Below are 20,762 nucleotides of genomic sequence, written 5' to 3'. Positions count from 1 at the left end.
GGGTGGGAGGGGGGGTGGTGCCGGTGGGGCGGGTGGTGCCGCAGGTGCGGCATTCTATTTCTCCTAGGCGGCAGAGCAGGGTGGTGGAGCCGCACTCGGTGCAGCGGTCCAGGTCGAGGTCGTGATCGCCTTGGCAGTCCGGGCAGATCAGGACCTGGGAGTCGTGGCGCACGGCGCGGCGCCAGGGGCTCGCGCCTCGGATCGGGTCCGTCTGGCGGATCCCGCATCGGTAGCAGGGCATCGTCGCCACCGCCTTCGTCCTCGCCTGGGCCGCCGGCTGTGAGTCGGCGGCCCGCACTACGAGATTTCGTCGAGCACCTGGAGGTACTCGGAGATGTCGCGCGGCGTGGCGACGGGGTTCACCGCTTTCCAGCGGACCACGCCCTCGCCGTCGATGACGAAGGTGCCCCGCACAGCGAAGCCCTTGTCCACATCGAAGACACCGTATGCCTGCGCCACCGCGCCGTGCGGCCAGAAGTCGGACAGCAGGGGGAAGGTGAACTTCTCCCGGTCCGCCCAGGCCCGGTGGCTGAACATGGAATCGACGGAGACCGTCAGCACCTGGACGTCGGGGGGCGCGGCGACCAGGAAGTCGTCGCGGATGGCGCACAGCTCTCCGTGACATCCCCCGCTGAAGGCCAGCGGGTAGAACATGAGCACGACACGCTTACCCCGGAAGTCGGCGAGCCTGACCGGCGCGCCGTGCTGGTCTCTCAGCGCGAAGTCCGGGGCCATGTCGCCCACGTCGACCGCCATGCCGGTACTCTCCCCACACACGATGAACATTGGACCACCCGGGCACATCCGTCTGCCGTACGGCCCAGGTCAGCCGTACGGCAGGGATGGCGGCGGAGGAGGAAGTCTCTAGCGGCGTCCCTTGGGCGCGACGAGACGCGTCCCCGACCAGTCCCGGGCCGCGCTGACACTGCTGGTCTGCGAGAGGCCCGCCGTGGCGGCGTCCTCCCCTATGTCGCTGGGCTCGACGTGGCCGTCCCGGCCCACCTTGGGCGTGAGAAGCCAGATCTGCCCTCCGTCCGCCAGCCCGGTCATGGCGTCGCTCAGGGCGTCGAACAGGTCCCCGTCGCCGTCACGCCACCACATGAGCACCACGTCGACGACGTCTTCGGCGTCCTCATCGACAAGCTCGTTGCCGGTGAGCTCCTCTATCGACTGCCGGAGCTCCTCGTCGGCGTCCTCGTCCCAGCCGATCTCCTGCACCACCTGACCCGGCTTCAGACCGAGTCGCTCGGCCAGGCCGCGCTCGCCCTGCGCCTGACCCGCGGTCGCGCTCACGTTTGTCCCTCCTGCTTGGATGGCCCGCACGTATGCGGCTCACCGGCCTCCGCGAGGCCGCTTCGGCACAGTCCACACGCTGTGACCCATCGTCGTCAACGGTCGCCACGGCCGGTGACCCGCACCGTTATCTGTTAGTTCGACAAAAACGACAAACGAACACGTCGTTCCGGGTTGTCGATATTAAGGTCCACGATCGCGACAGACTGCCACGTGCCGAGCGCCAGCCGCCCGTCGATGACCGGAACGGTGGCGTACGGCGGGATCAGCGCCGGCATGACGTGTGATCTGCCGTGGCCGCGCGAGCCGTGGGCGTGCCGCCACCGGTCGTCGGCCGGCAGCAGGTCCCGCAGCGCGGCGAGGAGGTCGTCGTCGCTGCCGGACCCGAGCTCCAGCACCGCCACGCCCGCCGTCGCGTGCGGGACGAAGATGTGCAGCAGCCCGTCTCCCCCGCAGGACCGGGCGAACTCCTCGCACCTCCGGGTGATGTCGTGCACCCTTTCCGTGCTTCCGGTATTCACCTCGAACGTCTGAGATCTCACCTGACGGATCTTATGATCCCCGCTGAGCTGGGACGACAATCGCGTCCGGCCCGGGGAACACCAATCCGACGTGCCCGTCGTCGAAACGTACGACGTAGGGCGGGCATCCGTCCGGCCCGCGAACCTCGATGATCAGTCCCGGCCGGTCCGGGTGCCCCACCGTCGTCCCATGCACGACGAGACGATCCCCTATGGTCGCGTACACCTTCTTCCTCCTCCCTCAAGACTCGTACGACCTCATGCCCGGCGGGAAGAGGAGGGGACCCTCCCCCGGCAGAGGGAGGGGAAATAAGTACTGAAACGTTACTCTGCGAGGATGTGGCGGTTCGGGCTCCGGGCGCGGACGGCGGCGTCCTACGTGCTGGTCACCGCGGCGGCGGTGCTGATCGTGGAGAGCGTCCTGCTCGGGCTGGTGATCACTTCGGAATCCGGGTCGGACCTGGTACGCCGGGTGCAGTACCAGGCCGGCAAGGACGCGAAAGTCATCGGCGCGACGCTCGGCAAGGTGAACGCTTTCTCGCCGGGCCTCGACCAGTGGAATGCGCTGCTCGTGGCGATGAAGACCTCGGCGGCGGAGACCGGCTTCGGCGCCGATGACCCGAAGGCGCGTGAGCTGCCCTTCAGCGGAACGTCCGGGGCGGTGGAGGTGCTGACCGACTCCACCGGGCGCGTCGTGGGCAGCACGGCGGCCGAGGTGTACGCGCCGGGGTCGGTGCTGGCCGCCACGCAGGGGCAGATGCCGGAAGGTTTGGGCGGGAAGGGCGAGACGCCGCTCGGCACCGCCGTGTGGTGGGTGAGCCCGGTCCTCGCCGCGTCCGGCTCCGTGCTGATCGACGCGAAGCCGGGCGCGGCGGAGCAGGCGCCGGCCGACGGCAAGACGAGCATCGGCCCGGACAAGCCGATCAAGAACCTCAAGACCGTCGGCTTCGTCTACGTCCAGGCGCCGGTGGATCTGCGGGTGCTCCCGATCATGGACGCGATCGCCCCTCTGCTCGCGCCGGGCGTTCTCGTGCTCGCGCTGGTGGTGCCGGTGGGCGTGGTGTTCGGCATGCTCAGCACCCGCGGCCTGATCTCCCGCATCACCCGGCTGGCCGCGGTCACGACGGCGGTGGCCGGGGGGGACTTCACCCCCAGGGTCGCCGTGCGGGGCGACGACGAGGTGAGCCGGCTCGAGGACGGCTTCAACCGGATGGCCGAACGCCTCGGCGCCGCCGTGGAGGCCGAGCGGCACACGGCGCGGGTGGACGCCCGCCAGGCCGAGCGGGCCCGGATCGCCCGCGAGCTGCACGACTCCATCTCGCAGGACCTGTTCTCGCTGAGCCTGCTCGCCGCGGGCATGCGCAGGGCCGCCCCGGCGGAGCTCGGCCGCGAGTCCGAGGCCATGGAGCGGACGGCGGCGCGCACCCTGCGCGAGATGCAGGCCCTGCTGCTGGAGCTGCGCCCGGTGGCCCTGGAGGACGCCGGGCTCATCCCCGCGCTTGAGGAACTGTGCCGGGCGTACGAGTCCCGGCTCGGCATCACCGTCCGCACCGCGCTTGAGGAGGTCGTCCTGCCGCCCGCCGCCGAGCACGCGCTGCTGCGCCTCACCCAGGAGGCCCTCGGCAACGCGGTCAAGCACGGGTCCCCCGGCGCCGTCGAGGTGCGGCTGAGCGGCGCGGACGACGAGGTGCGGCTGCGGATCGCCGACGACGGCCGGGGGTTCGACCCGGCTCCGCCGTCGCCGAGCCACGGGATGGGCCTGAAGCTCATGCGGGAGCGGGTGGAGGAACTCGGGGGGACGTTCACGGTGACCAGCGGGCCGGGTGCGGGCACCGTCGTGACGGCGTCGGTGCCGCTGCCGGTCCCGGTGGAGGTCCCGTGATCCGGGTGCTGATCGTGGACGACCACGAGGTGGTGCGTCAGGGGCTGCGTTTCGTGCTGGACCAGGAGGACGGCGTCGAGGTGGCCGGCGAGTGCGCCAACGGCGAGCAGGCCCTGGCGCTGACGCGTGCGCTGCGCCCGTCGGTGATGCTGCTCGACCTGGTGATGCCCGGCATGGACGGCCTGGACGTGCTGCGCCGTCTCGGGGACGACCGGCCCGCGGTGATCGTGCTGACCTCCTTCCACGAGGACGAGCGGATCCTGGAAGCCATCCGCCTCGGCGCGTTGTCGTACCTGCCGAAGACCACCGCGGTGGACCGGGTGGTGGAGGCCGTGCGGGCCGCCGCGCACGGCGGCAGCGTGCTCGAGCCCCGCATCGCGGGCCTGCTGGTGCGCCGCATGCGCGGCGAGCGGCCGGACCCGCTCTCCGTCCTCACCCCCCGCGAGCGCGAGGTGCTGACCGCCCTCGCGCGGGGCCGCTCCAACGTCGAGATCGCCCGTTCCCTGTCCCTGGGCCGGGAGACCGTGAAGACCCACGTGTCGAGCATCCTCGCCAAACTCGGCGTCACCGACCGCACCCAGGCCGCCATCGTGGGCCTCCAGCAGGGCCTCGTCCCCCTGGACGAGGCCCTGCTGGACCCCGACGGCTGACCGGGGGAAGCACACGGGACACCCACCGGCCTGGCCGGTGGGTGTCCCGTGGGTGCGCAGGCCGGCTACAGGGAGCGCAGGGCCTCGGTGGGCTGGAGGTGGGCGGCGCGGAGGGCCGGGTACAGGCCGGCCAGGGCGCCTGCCGCCAGGGCCACGCCCAGGCCGCCCCACAGGGCCTCGGGGGGGATGAGGACGGCCCAGCCTCGCTGACGGGCCACGCCGGCCGTCACCAGGGAACCCGCCAGGACCCCGGCGGCGCCGCCCAGGGCCGACAACAGGAAGGACTCGGCCAGGAACTGCGCGGCCACGTGCCGGCGGGCGGCGCCCAGCGCGCGGCGCAGGCCGATCTCGCCGCGGCGCTCCAGGACGGAGATCACCATGATGTTCCCGACCCCGATGCCGCCCACGAGCAGCGCGATGGCCCCGAGGCCGAGGAACAGCGCGGCGCCGGCCTCCGCGACCGACAGGCGGACGGTGAGCGCGTCCGAGGGGCGGCTCACGTCCACCCGTTCGGGGAACGCGGGGTTGGTCGTGGGGGCAAGCAACCCGGCCACGGCCTCCACGCGGTCCTGGGCGGTCCGCACGTACAGCCGGCTCGGGTAGCCGTCGTACCCGAGCAGCCGCTCGGCCACGGGGAACCCGACCAGCGCGGCCCGGTCGATCTCCGGCGCCAGCGTCAGCGGCTCCAGGACGCCGGTGACGGCGAACCAGTGGCCGCCGAGCCGCACCCGGGTCGTCGCGTCCACCCGGGTGATGCCGAGCACGCGGGCGGCCTCGTGGCCGAGCACCGCCACCGGGTACGCGGCGCTCGCGGCGTCCAGGAACCGCCCCTTCGCCACCCGCCCGTCCAGCGTGGGCAGGAGGGCCGCGTCGCAGGCCCGCACGTCCAGCCCGCCGGTCTGCCCCACGGGGATCATGTCGTTGCGGTAGACGCCGGGCCCGTTCAGCCGGGTGGTGGGGGCGACGTGGTCCACCCCGGGCAGCCGCCGGATCATCCTGCCGGCGTCCGCCGGCAGGGTGGCCTCGGCCCCGCCCATCTCCCTGCCGTTGGCCACGGTGAGCAGGTTGGTGCCGAGCCGGTCGATCTGCTCCAGCAGGGCCGCCTGGCTGGACCGCGTCACCCCGAGCACCGCGACGATCGACGCGACGCCGATCGCGATGCCGAGCGCGGACAGCACGGCCCGCAGCGGCCGCGACCGCAGCCCGAGCGTGCCGGCCGCCAGCAGGTCGGCCCCCCGCATCCTGCTGACCTCGCTCATGCGCCCACCTCCCCGGAGTCGCCGACGACGACGCCGTCGCGCAGTTCCACCCGGCGCGGGCAGGCGTCGGCGACCTTGGTGTCGTGCGTGACGACCACCAGGGTGGCGCCGTGACCGTTCAGCTCGCGCAGCAGCGCGATGATCCCGGCCCCGGAGGCGGAGTCGAGGTTGCCGGTGGGCTCGTCGGCCAGCACGACGGCCGGGCGGCCGACCAGGGCGCGGGCGATGGCGACCCGCTGCCGCTCCCCGCCGGACAGCTTGGACGCGCGGTGCCCGGCACGGTGGGCGAGCCCCACCCCGGTGAGCGCCCCCGCGGCGAGGCGCCGCCGCTCGGCCCGGGAGACGCCGCGGTACAGCAGCCCGGTCGCCACGTTCTCCAGCGCGGTGAGGCCTTCGAGCAGGAAGAACCGCTGGAAGACCACGCCCACGTGGTAGGCCCGCAGCCCGGCGAGCCGCCGGTCGCGGTACGCGCCGACGTCGTGCCCTGCGAGGCGCACCGACCCGGAGGTGGGGCGGTCCAGGGCGGCCATGAGGTGGAGCAGGGTGGACTTGCCCGAGCCGGACGGCCCGAGCAGCGCCAGCATCTCGCCGGGCCGCACGGTCAGCGACACGCCGCGCACCGACTCCACGGGCGGCTCACCGGGGTACACCTTCCAGACCTCCGACAGCCGCAGGACCGCGTGGTCTGTGACATCCGTCACGCTCATCCGGCCGGCACCTCCACCATGGTGCCCTCGGTGACCCCGGTGACCTCGACGGTCCCGGCGACCTCGTCGAACAGGCCCACCTCGACGGGCACGGCCGCCCGCCGCCCGCCGGTCACCGTCACGACGGCGTACTTGCCGCCCGGCTGGGCGAGCAGGGCGACCACGGGCACGGTGAGGACGTTCTCGCGTTCCTCGGTGGTGATGTCCACCTGGACCAGCGCCTGGTCCAGCATCCGGAACCGCTTGCCCGACAGCCGGACGGTGACCGGGATGGTGGACGACGCCTCCCCCACGTCCTGGTCCGGCTGCACCGTCTGCGCGACCCCGCTGATCCGCGTCACGCGCCCCGGGCGGGTGTCGCCGTCGGGCAGGGTGACGCGCACCCGGTCGCCCCGGCGCAGGGACGGCGACACGGCGGGGTCGAGGTCCATGGTCACCACGGGCGCCGCGCCGGTGCCGTGCAGGACCTGCCCGGACGCGGGCTGCCCCGTCTTCACGTCGTGGCCGGTGACCCGGACGGCCCCGGGGAGGAAGGCCACCTGCCCGAGGGGAACGGCCCCGGTGACCGGCAGGCGCGCGGCGCGCTGCCACCGGCGCACCGCCCAGTAGGTGCCGAGGTCGTAGTGGCGGTCCACGGTGAGACCGGTGTGGCCGAGGGCCCGCAGGTTGCGCTCCAGCTGCAGCACGTCCACCCCGTTGGTCATGCCGAGTCGCAGGGCCCGCCAGGCGGGGCGGGCGCCGTACAGCAGGGGCACCCGGCGGCCGTCCACCTCGTACAGGGCGCGGCCTCGCCTGACCGTGGCCCCGATCGCGGGCAGCCGGGTGACGGTGCCCCCGTGGCCGGTGACCGTGTACGCGCCGTCGTAGGTGAGGGTGCCGTTGACCTGCTGCCGCTGCACCACGTTGCCGACCGTGACGGGGACGGTGCCGCCCGCGGGCGGCGCGGCGGTGGCGGCGGGGGGCGGTTCACGCAGCAGGACCCAGCCGCCACCCGCGACGGCCAGGACCACGATGCCGGCCAGGGAGACGCCGACGACCTTGGGCATCGACGGCTCACCCTTCCGTCACGTGGAGGCCCTTGCCGGGCAGGATGCCCCGGCATTTCTTGAGCTGGTCGACGAACCCCCGCTTGCCGAGGTCGTACAGCCGTTTGGGCAGCGGGAAGGCGCCTTCGGTGGTGGGGTCGGGCCAGTCGCGCAGGCCGTTGTCCCGCATGCACTTGGAGAACTCGCGCATCTTCGCCAGCTCGGCGGGCGGCACCGTCTCGCCCTTCATCCCGGGGATCTTGCGCAGGATGGACTTGCATGCCTCCGTCGCCCTGTTGGACGGCAGCTTGCCGCGGCCTTCCGGGACCGGGAAGCTGATCCTGCCGTCGGCCTGGCGCACCGGGTCGGGGAAGCCGGGCATGCCGTTGGCGCGCACGCACTTGGCGAATTCCTTGAGGGTGGCGAACTCGTCGACCGACGCCGTCGGGGTCGGGCTCGCGCCGGCGTTCGCCCCGCCGGCGGGGGACGCGCAGCCGGCCGCGCCCGCCGCCAGCACGGCCGCCGCCGTTAAGATCAGGGTTGTACGTTTCATCAGTGGAGCCTCCGGTCTGGACGGCCCCCGGGGAGCCGTACCATCAAGGCTCGTGCCGACGACCCCGCAGCACATCGCGCGGCAGCGGGGTTGGGAGTCCCTCCGGCGGGGGAGGCAGAAGGGTGCGGGGCACCCGGAGGCGACCCCTGCGCCGGGTGGGCGAAGCCCCGTGCTTAGATGCGATTTGTCATTGTGTGGGGAAAACGTCCTACCATCGGTGGTCTAGGCCACACCTGGCCTGCTGCCAGCAGGGACATCTTGGTTACCGGACGGTAGAGATGCACTTTCCGGAGTAACCGGCCAGGATGGAAGGCGACCTAGACAACGATGCAGAGGCTTACCAGTCCATCCTCGGAAGGCGAGACCCAGTGGCTTCCGGACGCCAGCGTTTCTCGATCATCAGCGACGGTCTACCCAGCCAGCTCCCTGATGTCGACCCCAGCGAGACCCAGGAATGGCTTGAGTCGCTAGACACCGTCGTCAAGACGGAGGGTCGGAGCCGAGCCCGTTACCTGATGCTGCGCCTGCTCGAACGGGCGCGCGAGCATCAGGTCGGCGTGCCCGGACTGCGCAGCACCGACTACATCAACACCATCCCCCCGGAGCGTGAGCCATGGTTCCCCGGCGACGAGTACGTCGAGCGCCGGATCCGGGCCTACATCCGGTGGAACGCCGCGGTCATGGTGACCCGGGCCAACGCCCGCACCAACGTGGGAGGCCACATCGCCACCTACGCCTCGGCGGCGTCGCTGTACGAAGTGGGCTTCAACCACTTCTTCCGCGGCAAGGACCACGGTGAGTCGGGTGACCAGGTGTTCATCCAGGGCCACGCCGCGCCGGGCATCTACGCCCGGGCGTTCCTGGAGGGCCGCCTGAACGAGGCGCAGCTCGACGCCTTCCGTCAGGAGCTGTCGCAGGGCTTCAAGGGCCTGCCGTCCTATCCGCACCCGCGCCTGATGCCCGACTTCTGGGAGTTCCCCACGGTGTCGATGGGCCTCGGGGCGATCGGCGCGATCTACCAGGCGCGGTTCAACCGCTATCTGCTCAGCCGCAAGATCAAGGACACCAGCCGCAGCCACGTGTGGTGCTTCCTCGGCGACGGTGAGATGGACGAGCCGGAGTCGCTCGGCGCCATCGGCCTCGCCTCGCGCGAGGAGCTGGACAACCTCACGTTCGTGATCAACTGCAACCTGCAGCGCCTGGACGGCCCGGTCCGCGGCAACGGCAAGATCATCCAGGAGCTGGAGTCGTACTTCCGCGGCGCCGGCTGGAACGTCATCAAGGTCGTGTGGGGCCGCGACTGGGACCAGCTTCTCGCCGCCGACGTCGACGGCGTGCTGGTCAACAAGATGAACACCACGCCGGACGGCCAGTTCCAGACGTACTCGGTGGAGTCGGGCGAGTACATCCGCGAGCACTTCTTCGGCGACGACCCGCGGCTGCGCAAGATGGTCGAGCACCTGTCCGACGACGACATCCGCAAGCTGTCGCGCGGCGGCCACGACTACCGCAAGGTCTACGCGGCGTTCAAGTCGGCCCGCGAGCACGTCGGCCAGCCCACGGTCATCCTCGCCCAGACCATCAAGGGGTGGACCCTCGGCAAGGACTTCGAGGCCCGCAACGCCACCCACCAGATGAAGAAGATGACCAAGGCCGAGCTCAAGGAGTTCCGCGACCGGCTGTACCTCCCGATCCCCGACAAGGACCTCGAGGGCGACCTGCCGCCGTACTTCCACCCCGGCGAGAACGACGACGAGATCGCCTACATGCGCGAGCGCCGCGCCGCTCTCGGCGGGTACCTGCCGAAGCGCGTGGTACGGGCCAAGCCGCTCAAGCTGCCCGGCGACAAGCTCTACGCCGACCTGAAGAAGGGCTCGGGCAAGCAGAACGTCGCCACCACCATGGCGTTCGTCCGCCTGCTGAAGGACCTCATGCGGGACAAGGAGATCGGCGCCCGGTTCGTGCCGATCATCCCGGACGAGGCCCGCACCTTCGGCCTCGACGCGATGTTCCCGACCGCCAAGATCTACTCCCCGCACGGCCAGACCTACGACGCGGTGGACCGCAACCTGCTGCTGTCGTACAAGGAGTCGCTCGAGGGCCAGATCCTGCACGAGGGCATCAGCGAGGCCGGGTCCATGGGCTCGACCATCGCGGCGGGCACGTCGTACGCCACGCACGGCGAGCACATGATCCCAATCTACATCTTCTACTCGATGTTCGGGTTCCAGCGCACCGCCGACCAGATGTGGGCGTTCGGCGACCAGATGGGCCGGGGGTTCCTGCTCGGCGCCACCGCCGGCCGCACCACGCTGAACGGCGAGGGCCTGCAGCACGAGGACGGCCACTCGCTGCTGATCGCCTCCACCAACCCGGCGGCGGTCTCCTACGACCCGGCGTGGGCGTTCGAGATCGCGCACATCGTGCGGGACGGCCTGCGGCGCATGTACGGCGAGAAGCCCGAGGAGATCTTCTACTACCTCACGGTCTACAACGAGCCGTACCCGCAGCCGGCCGAGCCGGAGAACCTCGACGTCGAGGGCGTGCTGAAGGGCCTGTACCGCTTCGCCGCCGCCCCGCGGGTCGAGGGGCCGCGGGCCAACATCCTCGCCTCTGGTGTCGCGGGCCGCTGGGCCCTGGAGGCGCAGCGCCTGCTGGCCGAGGAGTGGGGCGTGGCGGCCGAGGTGTGGTCGGCGCCGTCGTGGTCGGAGCTGCGCCGCGACGCGCTCGACGCCGAGGAGCACAACCTGCTCAACCCCGAGGCCGAGCAGCGCGTGCCGTACGTCACGCGGGTGCTGACCGACGTGCCGGGGCCGTTCGTCGGCGTCAGCGACTACATGCGGGCGGTGCCCGACCAGATCTCCCGGTGGGTGCCCGGCGACTGGTCCTCGCTCGGCACCGACGGCTTCGGCCTGTCCGACACCCGCTCGGCGCTGCGCCGCCACTTCCACGTGGACGCCGCGTCGATCACCCTCGCGGTGCTGACGCAGCTCGCGCGGCGCGGCGAGGTCAAGCAGGAGGTGCTGCGGGAGGCCATCTCGCGCTACCACCTGAAGAACGGCGTCACCGAGGTCGCGGCGCACCCGACCCGCGAGAGCAACGAGACGCAGTCCATGGGGGTCTGACCACCCCCGCGCCCGGCCCCCGCGCACACCGCGCGGGGGCCGTCGCGTTTCTCGATCCCCCTCGCGCGCCTCTCACCTGGCGCGGGGCGAGCCGTCACCTCGCGGACGTCCCGAGGCACCACGGCACACGGCCGGCCACGCCGGCCGGGATCATCGGCCCGGTGCGCACCGCGCAGCCGCTGCTTGAGGCCATAAGCCGATCTTCCGCGCGTGACGAGCGCGCACTGTGGTGAGTCATACGCGCAGCGTGACGATCTCAGGATGCGGCGCGCCGCCGTGACGCCGCCGGAGCGGTCAGTCCAGGACGCGGTCCCTGGCGACGATGTCCGGGATGTCGGGGACGTACTCCTCCAACTGCTTGCGTGGCCAGGCCTGCTCGCCGGTGGTGGCCGCGCTGCCGATGCGGTCCAGGCGGAACACCCGGACGTCCTCGCGTAATCGGCACCAGGCGACGAGGTACCACAGGCCGCCGCGCCCGCCGATGAACACCCCGGGCTCGACCTCGCGCTCGGTGGAGTTGCCCGCGCGGTCGTCGTAGGTGATGCGCAGCACCTGGATGCGCAGCAGCGCGTCGGAGATGACCCGGGCGATGGCCGCCCGGCGTGTGGACAGGACCTCACCGGGCAGCGCGTCCGCGGGGGGCACGGGTGTGGCGGCCACCAGCTTGCGCAGCGCGCTGTGGGCGTGCGCCGCGAACGGCCGCTTGCCGGCGCGGCTCAGCGCGACGGCCACGGCCACCGCCTCGGCGGGGGTGAGGTCGATCGGGGGCGGCGCGGGGGCGTCCGCGATGGTGTAGCCGCCGCGGCGGCCGGGCTCGGCGCGGATGGGCACGCCGGCGCGCTGGAGGGCGGCGATGTCACGTTCGACGGTGCGGACGCTCACCCCGAAGCCCTCGCTGAGCTGTCGTGCGGACCGCCATCCGGGGGAGATCGCGCGCAGCTCCTCGACCAGAGCGTAGAGACGATCAGTACGGTTCACATCCCGAAACTACGCCGCGCGACCGACATTCGTCTCACATCCCGATATGACATTGCACGATCGGCGTGCCCGTCGTGGCCGCCGTGTGCGGCACGGCGCCCTACGAGGCGGTCCACTCCAGCAGGCGCTCCAGGGGCCAGGTGCCGACCACCCGGTCCGCCGGCACACCGCACAGGACGGCCCGCTCGCAGCCGAACACCTGCCAGTCGAGCTGCCCGGGGGCGTGCGCGTCGGAGTCGATCGAGAACAGGCAGCCCATCTCGTACGCCAGCCGCAGCAGGCGTTTCGGCGGGTCCAGGCGGTCGGGCCTGGAGTTGATCTCGACGGCCACGCCGAAGCGGCGGCAGGCCTCGAAGACGATCTCGGCGTCGAACTCCGACTCCGGCCGCAGGCCCCCGCGCCTGCCCCCGGCGCGGACGATCCGGCCGGTGCAGTGGCCGAGCACGTCCACCCGGGGGTTCGCGATCGCGGTGACCATGCGGCGGGTCATGTCCTCGGCGTCCATGCGCAGCTTGGAGTGCACGCTCGCCACCACGACGTCCAGGCGGTCCAGCAGCGCGGGGTCCTGGTCGAGCGAGCCGTCCGGCAGGATGTCCACCTCGATGCCGGTCAGCACGCGGAACGGCGCCAGCCGCTCGTTCAGCGCCTCGACGACGCCGAGCTGCTCGCGCAGCCGCTCCGGGGACAGGCCGTTCGCCACCGTCAGGCGGGGCGAGTGGTCGGTCATCGCCAGGTAGTCGTGCCCGAGCCCCCGGGCCGCGGCGGCCATCTCCTCGATGGGGGAGCCGCCGTCCGACCAGTCGGAATGGGCGTGCAGGTCGCCTCTGAGCGCCGCGCGCAGGGCGGCGGCGGTCTCGTCGAGGTCCCGGCCCGCGGTGTCCTCCAGGCGGCGCAGGTACGTGGGGACGGCGCCGTCCAGCGCCTCGGTGATGGCGAGCGCGGTCACCTTGCCGACACCCTTCAGGCCGGTCAGCTCCCCCGAGGCCGCCAGCCTGGCCAGCTCCGGGCGGGGCAGGGCCTCGACCACGGCGGCGGCGCCGCGGAAGGCGCGCACGCGGAAGGTGGGCTCGCCCGCGCGCTCCAGCAGGAACGCGATCCTCTTGAGCGCCTCGGCCGGTTCCACATCCCCCGGTCTACCGTACGGAGGGCCGGTTTGTCGCCCCGGCGTGAGGCCTCCACGGGGCACACAGAACAAGGGAAGCATCTTCGGACGCCGACCCTCCTTGCCTGGGACCGCTTCGCCCAGCCCAACCACAACTCCACGATCATCGCCGGCAGTGGCGCCGGAAAGTCGTACCTGGCCACGCTGGAGGCCCTGCGATCGCTCTACCGGGGTGTCGAGGTGACGGCGGGCTCCGGCCTGATCGCACTGCGCTCCCTTTCGAGCTGGCGGTCGAACAGCACGCCGCCGAACAGCCCGGTGACCACCACGCCCGTGACCAGCCCCACGACCACCCCGGCGAGCGGGCCGGGGCGGCGGGGCGCAGGCGGGTCCGGTCGCTGTACCTGCCAGGTGCCCTGGCCGGGGTAGTACGTGTAGACAATGCCGCCGTCGCGACCGTGCTCGTCAGTGGACATGATGCCTCCCTGGCATGGCTCGTACTGTCACCCTGGGACCGCTTCCTGCCGTTTCGCTGACGTCTGGCTGACCAGTTTCTGACACACGGCCTCACTCGTAGACAGGAGCGCGCAGAACCGCCGCGGCGTTGAATCCGCCCGAGCCGCGCGCCACGACGAGGACGGTACGCAGACCAGGCATTTCCCGCGGCTGGATGACCAGGTCCAGATCGTGGCCGGGCGCGTCCACGTTGACGGTGGGTGGCAGCAGGCCGTGGCGCAGCGCCAGAGCCGCCCAGGCGACGTCGAGTGCGCCGCCGCCGGAGTTGAGCCGCCCGGTCATGGTCTTGGGCACGGTCACGGGCACCTTCCTGCCGCAGAACACCTGCGTGATCGCCCCCGCCTCCGCGCCGTCACCCGCCGGGTCGCCGGCGCCGTCGGCGAAGACCGCGTCCACATCGTCGGCATCGCAGCCGGCCCTGGCCAGCGCCTCGCGCATGGCCCGGGCGAGTTGGGCGCCGTCGGCGGGCGACGCCGCATGATGGCGCGCGTCGTGCGTGGAGGCGGTGCCCGCGATCTCGGCGTACACGGTGGTGGACGGGCGCAGGTGCGCGCGGCGCCACTCCTCGACCACGAGCATGGCCCCGCCCTCGCCGGGCACGAAGCCCTCGGCGTCGGACGCGAACGGACGGTAGGCCCGATCGGGGTCCGCCTCGCGGCTAAGCGTCTCCTGCCCGGCCTGGCAGACCAGCGCGTACGGCGAGAGCGGCGCCTCGGTCCCGCCGACGAGCACCGCCTGACCGCCTCGCCGAATGAGCCGCCCTGCCTGGGCGAGCGCGTCTATGCCGCCGGCCCCGTCCGACACGAGCACCCCGCAGGCGCCCTTGATCCGGTGGCGGATGGAGATCTGGCCACTGCTGGCGGCGTAGAACCAGCCGATCGACTGGTAGGCGCTGACGGCACGTGGCCCGGACTTGTACAGCGCCTCGATCTCCCGCTGGCCGAACGCGTTGCCGCCCGAGGAACTGGCGGTGACCACGGACAGGTGGAACGGGAACTCGCCCATCGGGTCGAGCGCGGCGTCGGCCAGCGCCAACTGGGTCGCCGCCAGCGCCATCCACGTCCACCGGTCGGTCTGCACCAGCAGCCGGTGCTCGACGTGCTCGGTCTCGTCGAACCCCGGCACCTGACCGGCCACCTTCACCGGCAGCTTCGCGGAGTCGGCCAGTGGCCTGATCCCCGAGCGGCCCGCCAGACCGTTCGCCCAGTGCTCGGCCGCCCCGATCCCGGTGGGTGCCACCGTGCCGATCCCGGTGATGACAGCCCGGCGGTTCACGCCGCCTCCGGATGGGAGAAGACCATCGCGGACTGGAAGCCGCCGAACCCGCTCCCGGCCGACAGCGCGTGGCGCACGGTGGTCTCGCGGGCCGAGCCCGGCGTGTAGTCCAGGTCGCACTCGGGGTCGGGGGTGGTGAGGTTGGCCGTGGGCGGGACCACGCCGCGCTCGATGGCCAGCGCGCACGCGGCCATCTCGATGGAGCCGATGGCGCCGAGCGAGTGCCCGATGACCGACTTGATGGAGCTGATCGGGACGTCGTACGCGGCCGGGCCGAGCGCCCGCTTGTAGGCAGCGGTCTCGTGCCGGTCGTTCTGCTTGGTGCCGGAGCCGTGCGCGCTGATGTATCCGAGTTCGCCGGGCGACAGCCGGGCCTGGTCCATGGCATCCATGATCGCTTCGCCCAGCTCGAACCCGTCCGGCCGCAGACCGGTCATGTGGAAGGCGTTGGCGCGCGCCGCGAAACCGGTGATCTCGCAGTAGATCCTGGCCTCGCGCGCCAGGGCGTGCTCCAGCTCCTCCACGATGAGCACCGCGGCCCCCTCTCCGAGCACGAAGCCCTGCCTGTCGGCGTCGAAGGGGCGGGAAGCCTGCTCGGGGTCGGTGTTCCTGGGGGTGGTCGCCTTGATCGCGTCGAAGCAGGCCACCGTGATCGGGGAGACGGGCGCGTCGGACGCCCCGGCGATGACCACGTCGGCCTCGCCCTCCTGGATCAGGGTGTGCGCGTGGCCGATGGCGTCGATGCCCGAGGTGCAGCCGGTGGAGACGACCGCGGCGGGGCCCTGCGCGTGGAAGCGCACGGCCAGTTCGGTGGCCGCGCTCGACGGCACCAACGCCTGGTAGAGGAAGGGTCTGACGTGTGTCGGGTCGGTGACCCAGTGGCGGCCGCCGTCGCTGGCGACCACGTACTCTTCCTCCAGGCGGATGGTCGCGCCGACCGCCGAGCCGAGTGAGACACCCATCCGCTCGAGGTCCACCCCTTCCAGGCCGCTGTCGGCGTACGCCTCGTCGGCGCAGGCCATGGCCATGAGCACAAACCTGTCCAGCCGCCTGATCTCCTGCGGTGTCAGCCCGTAGGCGGACGGCTCGAAGTCGCATTCAGCCGCGATCTGCGAACGGAACGGCTCCGGGTCGAAGGTGCTGATCCGCCGGATCGCGGGCTTGCCACTGGTGATGCGCTGCCAGAACTCCTCGCGGTTGCCGCCGCCCGGCGCGATCACGCCGATGCCGGTGACCACGCTGCGCCGCGCGCTCACGGGGCCTCCTCGGTGTCCACGTGGCCCAGCTCGGGGCGGGGCGCGAGCGGGCTGAGCTGGAAGACCGCCAGCGCCTCCGTCTGTCCCACGTTGGTCAGCCGGTGCCGTACGTTCCTGGGAACCAGCAGAGAGTGCTCGGCCGAGAGTGAGACGGGCTCGCCGTCGAGGTCCACGCGGAGCTCGCCGGAGGCAAGGAAGATGAACTCCTCCGAGTAGGGGTGGTAGTGCTCGGCGACCTTCTCCCCGGGGGCGATCCGCACCGCGCCGAGGAACCCGGAGGAGGAGCCCACAGTGGCCGGTGAGACCAGCGTGCGCAGGTCGCCGCCGCGCCGGGTGTTGGACGGCACGTCGGTGAAGCCGATGACGGCGCGGCGGCGCTGCTCGATCTTCTCCTTGATGATGTCCATCTGGACGCGGGTGTTGCCGTTGATGCGGTCGGTCATGGCCGCGGTGTCGACGGGCGCGCCGGGCTTCATATGGAAGTCCTGCACCCACCGCATGCGGGTGCGGTCGGCCGACAGCTCCTCGTAGGTCCACGCGATGTTCATGAACTCGAAGGGGCCCGTCTCCACGCGGCGGGCGCGTACGGTCCAGGTGCCACGGTCCCAGCTCCGCTCGGACACCCACGACCACTCCGTGCCCTGCTCGTCGGGGTGCATGGTGAGCCGGAAGATCACGCGGTCGTCGGCCTCCTCCAGCACCTCTACCTTGGCGTACTCGGTGAACAGGTCCGGCCAGGTGCGTACGTCGTTGGTCTGGGCCCAGACGAAGCCGATGGGCGCGTCGATCTCGACGGTGTTGTCGGTGTGCCCGATCATGACGTGGCTCCGGACAGGTGGGCGTTGACGAGTTCGGCCACCTGCGCGGGGCTGTGCTCGGCGTCGATCTCCAGCTGGAGGCCGGTGCGGTCCTCGATCCTGGTGGAGATCTCGGTTCTGGCGAGCGAGTCGAGGCCGAGCTGTTCGAAGGTCTGCGAGTAGTCGTCCTGCGCGGGCGCCAGGCCCACGGCAAGCAGCAAGGCCTTCAGGTCTGCGTCAGTGAACGTGTTGGCTGGCATGCCGCTCACAGTAAGTTCCGGCGTTCCTGCCGGTCTTCCGCCACCGTGATGAGAAGTCGGGCGCGCCTCCGGGGGGAGGAGAACCCCCTCCCGGAGGAGGGGGTTCAGGCGGTGAGCGCGACCGTCGGGGAGAGCCGGGCCGCCCGTACGGCGGGATACAGGCCGGCGGCCGAACCGATGACGACGACCGCGCCCAGCCCGCCGCCGATCGCCCAGAGCGGCACCAGGGTGGGGAAGCCGTTCGACAGCGCGTACCCGACCGTCACCAGCACGCCGAGCGCCAGCCCGACCACACCGCCGAGCCCCGACAGCAGCAGCGACTCGGTGAGGAACTGGACGCGGATGTGCCCCCTGGTCGCGCCGAGTGCGCGCCGCAGCCCGATCTCCCTGCGCCGCTCCAGGACGGACACGACCATGGTGTTGGCCACGCCCACGCCTCCGACCAGGAGGGCGACGGCGCCCAGGCCGAGCAGCAGGTTGGTGAAGGCGCCCGCCGTGGCCGCGCGGGCGGCCAGCGCGTCGGAGGGGCGGCTGACCGTCACCTCCTCCGGGTACTCCGGGTTCACGGTGCGCGGCAGCACGGCCCGGACCGCCTCCACCTCTTCGGGCGTGGAGCGTTCGTAGATCGTGGTGGGATGGCCGTCGAAACCGAGCAGCTGCCGCGCCGCCGGCCAGCCGACCAGCGCGGCCCTGTCGATGCCCGGTGCCAGCGGCACCGGGTCCAGGACGCCGAGCACGGTGAACCAGCGCCCGCCCAGCCACACCTGCGCGCCGGGCGAGGTCACGCCCAGCCGGCGCGCGGCGATGCTGCCGAGGACGACCGTGGGGTAGCGTTCGGTCGCCGCCGTGAACCAGCCGCCGCCGCGCACGTTGCCCTGCACGGTCTGCAGCAGGCCGAGCGTGGCCGCCCTGACGGAGATGCCCCCGGTCTGGTCGGCGGGCATCCGGTCGGTACGGTAAACGCTCGCCTCCACGTCGCCGGTGGCGGCCACGGCGAAGACGGCGGGAATCCTGCTCACCATGACCACGGACTTCTCCGGCAGCTTGGCGTCCTCCCCCTGCAGGGTCTGCCCTGCCTTGACGGTCAGCATGTTGGTGCCGAGCTCGTCGAGCTGCCTGAGCAGGTCCGCTTGGCTGGAGGTGGAGATTCCGACGACCGCGACCATCGTGGCGATGCCGATGGCGATGCCCAGCGAGGCCAGCACCACCCGGCCCGGGCGGACGCGCAGGCCCGCCAGCCCGACCCTGATCAGGTCGCGGGCGCTCAGACGGGAGGTCACGTGCCCCTCCTGACGTCTGTGACCACGCGGCCGTCGCGGATCCCGACCTGGCGCTCGGCGGCGTCGGCCACCTCGTGGTCGTGTGTGATGATCGCGACGGTGGTGCCGTCGCGGTGGAGGGTTCTCAGCACGTCCAGCACCTCGGAGCCCGAGGCGCTGTCGAGATTGCCGGTGGGCTCGTCGGCATACAGGACCGTGGGCTCCTTGACGACCGCCCTGGCCACGGCGACACGCTGCTGCTCGCCGCCCGACAGCTCGTGCGGCCGGTGGGACAGCCGGTCACCCAGTCCCACCCGCTCCAGCGCCAACACCGCCCGCCGGCGCCGCTCGGACAGCGGCACCCCGGAATACAGCATCCCGTCGGCCACATTGTCCAGCGCGGACACGCCGGCCGCCAGGTGGAACTGCTGGAACACGAAGCCGATCAGCGAGGCCCGCAGCCGGGACAGCTCGCGATCCGGGAGCTGGGCGACGTCCTGCCCGGCGAGGGTCACCCGCCCGGAGGTGGGCCGGTCGAGCAGGCCGATGATGTGCAGGAGCGTGGACTTGCCGGACCCGGAGGGGCCGACGATGGCGAGCAGCTCCCCGGTGACGATCTTGAGGTCCACGCCGTGTAGCGCGGTCGTGCCGTTGCCGTAGGTCTTCACGACGTTCTCCAGGTGGATGATGGGGCTCACGTGGCCGGCACCCCCACCCGCATGCCCTCGGTCAACCCGCTGCCGGACACCTCGACCCGCCCGTTGGCGAAGATCCCGGCGGTCACGGGCACGACGCGGACGTTCGCCCCCTCCACGACCTCGACGCCGTAGCCGCCCTGCCGGAGCGCCAGCAGCGCTTCGACGGGCACGGACAGCACGTCGCGGCGGATCTCGCTCTGCAGTTCCACGCTGACCGGAACCTGGTCCAGCTTGCCGGCCTTGCCGGGGTCGTCCGGCCGGATCCGCACGTCTACGGTTGTGTCGCCGTCCTCGCCCGCCTGCTTCGCCACAGTGCCGACCTCGCTGATCTTCCCCTTCAGCTCCAGCTCGCCGGGGAGCTCCACCTGCACCGGGGCGCCCTTGCGGGCCAGGGACTGGCGGCCTGCGTCGAGCTGCACGGTCACCAGACGCTCCACTCCCGTGACGGTGAGCAGGGTCTGGCCTGCGCGCACCGACGTACCCACCGGGGCTCCCAGCGCCTGGACGCGTACCTCGCCGGGCAGGACCACCACCTCGGCCTTGCTCACCGAGCCGGTCACCGGCAGCCCTACCTTGGCCTGCCACTTCCTGACGGCCGCCCGGGTGCTCAGGCCGAAGTGGTTGTCGACCTCCACCTCGTAGCCGAGCTCGCTGAGGTTCCTCTCCAGATGCCGCACGTCGGCGCCGTCGGGCACGCCGAGTTCGAGCGTGCGGTGCATGGGCTTGGGCCCGTACATGAGGAGCACCGGGTCGCGGTTCACCTCGTACAGCTCCTCGCCGCGGCTGATCACCTCGCCCTCCTCCGGCAGCTCGGTGAGCGTGCCGCCGGCGGCGTTGACCACCGGCTGTTCGGGGCCGTAGCCGAGCGTGCCGCTGACGGTCAGCGTGTCGATCAGGTCGCCCCGCTCCACGGCGGCGGTGGCCGGAGGCAGCGTGGCCGTCTGCTCTCCCGCTGCAGCGCCGCCGGACCGCGCGATCAGCGCCGCGGCCGCCGCGGCCGCGAGCAGCAGCACCAGCGTGGCGGCCCCGACGATGCCTCGCCTGCTCACCGTGCCCCGCCGGGGCCGCCGCCGGGAAGCTTGCTCTGACAGGCTTTCTGCGCCTTCACGTACTGAGGCGAGTCGGTGGCGGTCTTGGACTCCATCACGATCTCACCGTTGGCGTCGGCCTTCGGATCGGGCATGTCGACGCCGTTCTCGCGCATGCAGGCGGCGTAGGCCAGGTATTTGTCCATCACGCTCGGGTCGTTGGCGTTGGGGCGGTCGCCCGCGGCGGACTGGACGTACTGACGGCAGGCTTCCTGGGCTTTCTCCAGCACCTCCTGGCTGACTCCGGTGTCGGCGGCGCTGAGCCGCCCGCTCTCTCTCGGGTCCTCCACCGGCACGCCGTTCTGCCGCATGCAGGTCATCCAGCGAGCGAGGCTGTCCTCGGTGCCGCTGGACGCGGACGCCGTGGCCTGGCCCTCCGGGCTGGACTGACCTGCGGGCGGCGCCGCCGTCTGACCGCCGCCCGCGCAGGACGCGAGCGAGAGGGCGGCGGCGCACATAAGGATCAGGGACCATCGTGGTCTCATCGTCGATCACCTCCAGCGCTCACCCTCGCGTCC

23 protein-coding genes are annotated in these 20,762 nt (G+C 72.0%); 3 read left to right on the top strand and 20 right to left on the bottom strand.

Annotated elements, in window-relative coordinates:
• The 5 genes from ABGB17_RS22935 to ABGB17_RS22915 all read right to left on the bottom strand — a co-directional run.
• Positions 1–241: hypothetical protein (locus ABGB17_RS22935; RefSeq protein WP_347632805.1), on the bottom strand; the 241-nt coding region annotated here is incomplete at its 3' end.
• Positions 242–297: 56 nt separating this feature from the next.
• Positions 298–756, bottom strand: a complete 459-nt coding sequence (locus tag ABGB17_RS22930) for a peroxiredoxin (RefSeq protein WP_347632791.1) — start codon at positions 754–756, stop codon at positions 298–300.
• Between the two features lie 108 nt (positions 757–864).
• Positions 865–1,293 (bottom strand): DUF3052 domain-containing protein, encoded by a 429-nt coding sequence (locus ABGB17_RS22925; RefSeq protein WP_347632788.1) that lies wholly within the window; start codon positions 1,291–1,293, stop codon positions 865–867.
• A gap of 134 nt (positions 1,294–1,427) precedes the next feature.
• On the bottom strand, positions 1,428–1,835 hold the full coding sequence (locus tag ABGB17_RS22920; RefSeq protein WP_347632786.1) for a secondary thiamine-phosphate synthase enzyme YjbQ: 408 nt from the start codon (positions 1,833–1,835) through the stop codon (positions 1,428–1,430).
• A 10-nt stretch (positions 1,836–1,845) separates the two neighbouring features.
• The gene (locus ABGB17_RS22915) at positions 1,846–2,040 is read right to left on the bottom strand and encodes a DUF1918 domain-containing protein (RefSeq protein WP_347632785.1); all 195 of its coding nucleotides are present in this window, start codon (positions 2,038–2,040) and stop codon (positions 1,846–1,848) included.
• Between the two features lie 111 nt (positions 2,041–2,151).
• Between ABGB17_RS22915 and ABGB17_RS22910 the strand changes: the two genes are divergently transcribed.
• Together ABGB17_RS22910 and ABGB17_RS22905 are read left to right on the top strand one after the other, a co-directional pair.
• Positions 2,152–3,696: a sensor histidine kinase gene (locus ABGB17_RS22910; protein ID WP_347632783.1), complete on the top strand. Its 1,545-nt coding sequence runs from the start codon at positions 2,152–2,154 to the stop codon at positions 3,694–3,696.
• A complete protein-coding gene (locus ABGB17_RS22905; protein WP_347632781.1) occupies positions 3,693–4,346 on the top strand; it encodes a response regulator transcription factor in 654 nt (217 codons plus the stop codon). The genes ABGB17_RS22910 and ABGB17_RS22905 overlap by 4 nt, the downstream gene beginning before the upstream one ends.
• Positions 4,347–4,411: 65 nt before the next feature.
• On the opposite strand, the gene ABGB17_RS22900 is transcribed toward ABGB17_RS22905, so the two are convergent.
• Genes ABGB17_RS22900 through ABGB17_RS22885 form a run of 4 tightly spaced genes read right to left on the bottom strand, consistent with a single transcriptional unit; the run spans position 4,412 to position 7,890 of the window.
• Positions 4,412–5,605, bottom strand: a complete 1,194-nt coding sequence (locus ABGB17_RS22900) for an ABC transporter permease (protein WP_347632779.1) — start codon at positions 5,603–5,605, stop codon at positions 4,412–4,414.
• On the bottom strand, positions 5,602–6,312 hold the full coding sequence (locus tag ABGB17_RS22895; protein WP_347632776.1) for an ABC transporter ATP-binding protein: 711 nt from the start codon (positions 6,310–6,312) through the stop codon (positions 5,602–5,604). The genes ABGB17_RS22900 and ABGB17_RS22895 overlap by 4 nt, the downstream gene beginning before the upstream one ends.
• Positions 6,309–7,358: a peptidoglycan-binding protein gene (locus ABGB17_RS22890; RefSeq protein WP_347632774.1), complete on the bottom strand. Its 1,050-nt coding sequence runs from the start codon at positions 7,356–7,358 to the stop codon at positions 6,309–6,311. Before ABGB17_RS22890 ends, ABGB17_RS22895 begins: the two co-directional genes overlap by 4 nt.
• Before the next feature lie 7 nt (positions 7,359–7,365).
• A complete protein-coding gene (locus tag ABGB17_RS22885) occupies positions 7,366–7,890 on the bottom strand; it encodes a hypothetical protein (RefSeq protein ID WP_347632772.1) in 525 nt (174 codons plus the stop codon).
• A 368-nt stretch (positions 7,891–8,258) separates the two neighbouring features.
• Between ABGB17_RS22885 and aceE the strand changes: the two genes are divergently transcribed.
• The gene (aceE, locus tag ABGB17_RS22880) at positions 8,259–11,015 is read left to right on the top strand and encodes a pyruvate dehydrogenase (acetyl-transferring), homodimeric type (RefSeq protein WP_347632770.1); all 2,757 of its coding nucleotides are present in this window, start codon (positions 8,259–8,261) and stop codon (positions 11,013–11,015) included.
• 294 nt (positions 11,016–11,309) lie between these two features.
• Here the strand turns inward: aceE and ABGB17_RS22875 are convergent, their stop codons facing one another.
• From ABGB17_RS22875 to ABGB17_RS22825, 11 genes are all read right to left on the bottom strand, one after another.
• Positions 11,310–11,993: a WYL domain-containing protein gene (locus tag ABGB17_RS22875; protein ID WP_347632768.1), complete on the bottom strand. Its 684-nt coding sequence runs from the start codon at positions 11,991–11,993 to the stop codon at positions 11,310–11,312.
• Between the two features lie 100 nt (positions 11,994–12,093).
• Positions 12,094–13,116, bottom strand: a complete 1,023-nt coding sequence (locus tag ABGB17_RS22870; RefSeq protein WP_347632766.1) for a PHP domain-containing protein — start codon at positions 13,114–13,116, stop codon at positions 12,094–12,096.
• A 203-nt stretch (positions 13,117–13,319) separates the two neighbouring features.
• The gene (locus ABGB17_RS22865) at positions 13,320–13,571 is read right to left on the bottom strand and encodes a hypothetical protein (protein ID WP_347632764.1); all 252 of its coding nucleotides are present in this window, start codon (positions 13,569–13,571) and stop codon (positions 13,320–13,322) included.
• A gap of 91 nt (positions 13,572–13,662) precedes the next feature.
• The gene (locus ABGB17_RS22860) at positions 13,663–14,886 is read right to left on the bottom strand and encodes a beta-ketoacyl synthase N-terminal-like domain-containing protein (protein ID WP_347632762.1); all 1,224 of its coding nucleotides are present in this window, start codon (positions 14,884–14,886) and stop codon (positions 13,663–13,665) included.
• Positions 14,883–16,142, bottom strand: coding sequence for a beta-ketoacyl-[acyl-carrier-protein] synthase family protein (locus ABGB17_RS22855; protein WP_347632760.1), 1,260 nt, complete (start codon positions 16,140–16,142; stop codon positions 14,883–14,885). The genes ABGB17_RS22860 and ABGB17_RS22855 overlap by 4 nt, the downstream gene beginning before the upstream one ends.
• Positions 16,139–16,960 carry a cupin domain-containing protein gene (locus ABGB17_RS22850; RefSeq protein WP_347632758.1) on the bottom strand — a complete coding sequence of 274 codons (822 nt, stop codon included), beginning with the start codon at positions 16,958–16,960 and terminating at the stop codon, positions 16,139–16,141. Before ABGB17_RS22850 ends, ABGB17_RS22855 begins: the two co-directional genes overlap by 4 nt.
• Positions 16,957–17,199 (bottom strand): acyl carrier protein, encoded by a 243-nt coding sequence (locus ABGB17_RS22845; protein ID WP_347632756.1) that lies wholly within the window; start codon positions 17,197–17,199, stop codon positions 16,957–16,959. Before ABGB17_RS22845 ends, ABGB17_RS22850 begins: the two co-directional genes overlap by 4 nt.
• Positions 17,200–17,303: 104 nt before the next feature.
• Positions 17,304–18,479, bottom strand: coding sequence for an ABC transporter permease (locus ABGB17_RS22840; RefSeq protein ID WP_347632754.1), 1,176 nt, complete (start codon positions 18,477–18,479; stop codon positions 17,304–17,306).
• Positions 18,476–19,147 (bottom strand): ABC transporter ATP-binding protein, encoded by a 672-nt coding sequence (locus ABGB17_RS22835; protein ID WP_347632803.1) that lies wholly within the window; start codon positions 19,145–19,147, stop codon positions 18,476–18,478. Before ABGB17_RS22835 ends, ABGB17_RS22840 begins: the two co-directional genes overlap by 4 nt.
• A 5-nt stretch (positions 19,148–19,152) precedes the next feature.
• Positions 19,153–20,205 (bottom strand): peptidoglycan-binding protein, encoded by a 1,053-nt coding sequence (locus tag ABGB17_RS22830; RefSeq protein WP_347632752.1) that lies wholly within the window; start codon positions 20,203–20,205, stop codon positions 19,153–19,155.
• Positions 20,202–20,729, bottom strand: coding sequence for a hypothetical protein (locus ABGB17_RS22825; protein WP_347632750.1), 528 nt, complete (start codon positions 20,727–20,729; stop codon positions 20,202–20,204). The genes ABGB17_RS22830 and ABGB17_RS22825 overlap by 4 nt, the downstream gene beginning before the upstream one ends.
• Positions 20,730–20,762: the final 33 nt, after the last annotated feature.

The sequence above is a fragment of the Sphaerisporangium sp. B11E5 genome (genome assembly GCF_039871875.1).
Lineage (GTDB): Bacteria > Actinomycetota > Actinomycetes > Streptosporangiales > Streptosporangiaceae > Sphaerisporangium.
Note: the sequence above shows the minus strand (reverse complement) of the source record. Positions and strands in the feature narration are given on the sequence as shown.

Bases quoted from the DNA above. Each gene is read 5' to 3' on its own strand.
- ABGB17_RS22930 (WP_347632791.1), bottom strand. From the start codon at position 756: ATGGCGGTCGACGTGGGCGACATGGCCCCGGACTTCGCGCTGAGAGAC.
- ABGB17_RS22910 (WP_347632783.1), top strand. From the start codon at position 2,152: ATGTGGCGGTTCGGGCTCCGGGCGCGGACGGCGGCGTCCTACGTGCTG.
- ABGB17_RS22900 (WP_347632779.1), bottom strand. From the start codon at position 5,605: ATGAGCGAGGTCAGCAGGATGCGGGGGGCCGACCTGCTGGCGGCCGGC.
- ABGB17_RS22895 (WP_347632776.1), bottom strand. From the start codon at position 6,312: ATGAGCGTGACGGATGTCACAGACCACGCGGTCCTGCGGCTGTCGGAG.
- ABGB17_RS22890 (WP_347632774.1), bottom strand. From the start codon at position 7,358: ATGCCCAAGGTCGTCGGCGTCTCCCTGGCCGGCATCGTGGTCCTGGCC.
- ABGB17_RS22885 (WP_347632772.1), bottom strand. From the start codon at position 7,890: ATGAAACGTACAACCCTGATCTTAACGGCGGCGGCCGTGCTGGCGGCG.
- ABGB17_RS22865 (WP_347632764.1), bottom strand. From the start codon at position 13,571: ATGTCCACTGACGAGCACGGTCGCGACGGCGGCATTGTCTACACGTAC.
- ABGB17_RS22850 (WP_347632758.1), bottom strand. From the start codon at position 16,960: ATGATCGGGCACACCGACAACACCGTCGAGATCGACGCGCCCATCGGC.
- ABGB17_RS22845 (WP_347632756.1), bottom strand. From the start codon at position 17,199: ATGCCAGCCAACACGTTCACTGACGCAGACCTGAAGGCCTTGCTGCTT.
- ABGB17_RS22825 (WP_347632750.1), bottom strand. From the start codon at position 20,729: ATGAGACCACGATGGTCCCTGATCCTTATGTGCGCCGCCGCCCTCTCG.